Annotated in this window: 3 protein-coding genes; 1 reads left to right on the top strand and 2 read right to left on the bottom strand. The window is 76.9% G+C overall.

All coding sequences use genetic code 11. The annotated features are described in order from the left end of the window. Nucleotides 1-479 (bottom strand): precorrin-6A/cobalt-precorrin-6A reductase (locus tag GTW67_RS01440; protein WP_161162977.1); only part of this gene is annotated, 479 nt, incomplete at its 3' end. Between the two features lie 146 nt (nucleotides 480-625). Next, complete coding sequence (locus GTW67_RS01435; protein ID WP_161162976.1) at nucleotides 626-1,327, bottom strand: DUF4232 domain-containing protein; 702 nt, start codon at nucleotides 1,325-1,327, stop codon at nucleotides 626-628. 279 nt (nucleotides 1,328-1,606) lie between these two features. On the opposite strand from GTW67_RS01435, the gene relB reads away from it, so the two are divergent. Next, a partial coding sequence (gene relB, locus GTW67_RS37370) for a type II toxin-antitoxin system RelB family anti-toxin (RefSeq protein WP_161162975.1) occupies nucleotides 1,607-1,847 on the top strand: 241 nt, incomplete at its 3' end.

The raw sequence follows: 1,847 nt of genomic DNA, 5'->3' as shown, positions 1-1,847 counted from the left end.
GGCTCGACCGACCGGGCGACGAAGTGGAGGCCGGAGAGGTGCGCGAACGCCCCCAGGCCCAGGCGGCCGGTGGTCAGCAGGACCCGGCGCCCGAGCCCCGGCAGCATGCCCGCCGCCTCGGGGAGGGAGGCGGCCGAATGCCACCGGTCACCGGGGCCGGGGTGCCAGCCCGGCCGGCGCAGGACCACCAGCGGCGTGCCCGAGGCCGCCGCGGCACGCGCCGCGTTGGCCGTGATGGTCTCGGCGAAGGGATGGGTCGCGTCGACGAGGGCGTCCACGCGTGCGTCGCGCAGCCACGCCGCCAGGCCCTCCGCGCCGCCGAAACCGCCGGTCCGCACCTCCCCGGCGAGCGCCCCCGGCCGGGTCACGCGCCCCGCCAGCGAGGTCGTCACCCGTACCCCGGGACGGTCCGCGAGGACGGCGGCGAGGCGGCGGGCCTCGGTGGTCCCCCCTAGGACGAGGACGTGCGGAATCGGCATGGCGTCGAGGGTAGGCGGTGCTTGGTCCGGGCATGCCGCCGGATCCGGGAGCAGCCCGCGGCCGCACCGGCGGCAGGGGCACGGGCCACGGCCGCCGGTGTGCGCGCCTCCCCCGGGGGGACCGCCGTCCCCCGCGAGGGGGTCCTTCAGAAGTCGTCCGCGCCGTTGCGGAGTTCGGGCGTCCAGTAGCCGGTGAGCGCCTTCGCCGGGTCGACGGCGATACCGTCGCTGCCGGGCGCCGTGACGGCGATGACGGTGGGGTCGCCCTCCAGCTTCAGGGAGAACGCCGTCACGGGCTCGTTCTCCTCGTCGACCCCGCCGTCCGACAGCTTCACCAGGGCGTAGGCCGGCTCTCCCGCCCCGAGCACGACCGGCGCGGCCGGCTTGCTCTTGGCGACGGCCGGGACGTCCTGCTTGTGGCTCTCCAGGAACTGGAGGTGCGGGAAGCCCGCAAGCCGGCACGAGTGCCCGCTGCCGTTGCGCGCCGTGAGGACGATGTGCGTGTAGGGCGGGCCGTCCTGCGTCTCGGCGGTGACGCGGACGTCCCCGGCGGCGCAGACCGGGGTGGCGGCGGTCGCCTGCTCGCCGGTCGCGCCGGTCGTGCCCGAGGAGTCGTCGCCGGCGCCCGCCGAGCCGTTCGACCGCGCCGGGCCCGTCTCGCCGGACGTGCCGGTGTCCTTGCCGGCCGGCTTCCCGGCGGTCGTCGGGGTCGACGCCACGGTGGCCGACGTGGACGGCGCGGACGCCGACCCGCCGTCGGCGTCGCTCTGGCAGGCGGTGAGCGACAGGACGAGGGCGGTGCCCGCGGTGGCGAGCAGCGTGGAGCGTCGGCGCACAGTGGTGTTCATGTGAGAGGTCCCCGTTCGATGAGCTACGGCAGCGTGTGCCACGGTCGTTCGACGGCGGGTGGTCCGGGCCGTTCCGGGCCGCACCGGCGCCGTCCCCCGGCGTGTCCGTCCGCCGGGGCGCACGGATCACGCAGGTCCGGGAGGGGCGTTCCGCGTCGGCCTTCAGTCGACCACCCACGACCCCGGCCGACCAGGCGGTTCTCCCGGCAGAAGTGCCGTCGGCGATACTTCTGCCGGGAGCTCGCGTCCGGGCGGGCCGGACGATCGGGGACATCGACGGTGCGCGACGGCACGCCCTCGGCGGGGGACTTCGGGCAGCGGCTGCGGAACCTGCGGGGCCGTGCCGGACTGAGCCAGGAAGCGCTGGCCCATGCGGCAGGGGTGAGCGTCCGGGCCCTGGCCGACATGGAACGCGGGCGGACCCGGGGGCCCCAGCGCCGTACGGTGCAGGCACTCGCCGAGGCCCTGGGACTGGACGACGTCGACGCGGCGGGCCTGGAGATGTCCGCCGCCCGCGGCC

Origin of the sequence: Streptomyces sp. SID5910 (genome assembly GCF_009862125.1) — a bacterium.
Taxonomy (GTDB): Bacteria; Actinomycetota; Actinomycetes; order Streptomycetales; family Streptomycetaceae; genus Streptomyces.
The sequence above is the reverse complement of the archived record's forward strand: the minus strand, read 5'-3'. Positions and strand labels throughout refer to the sequence as shown.

Excerpts from the sequence above, each read along its gene's own strand:
- GTW67_RS01435 (WP_161162976.1), bottom strand. The coding sequence starts at position 1,327 with ATGAACACCACTGTGCGCCGACGCTCCACGCTGCTCGCCACCGCGGGC.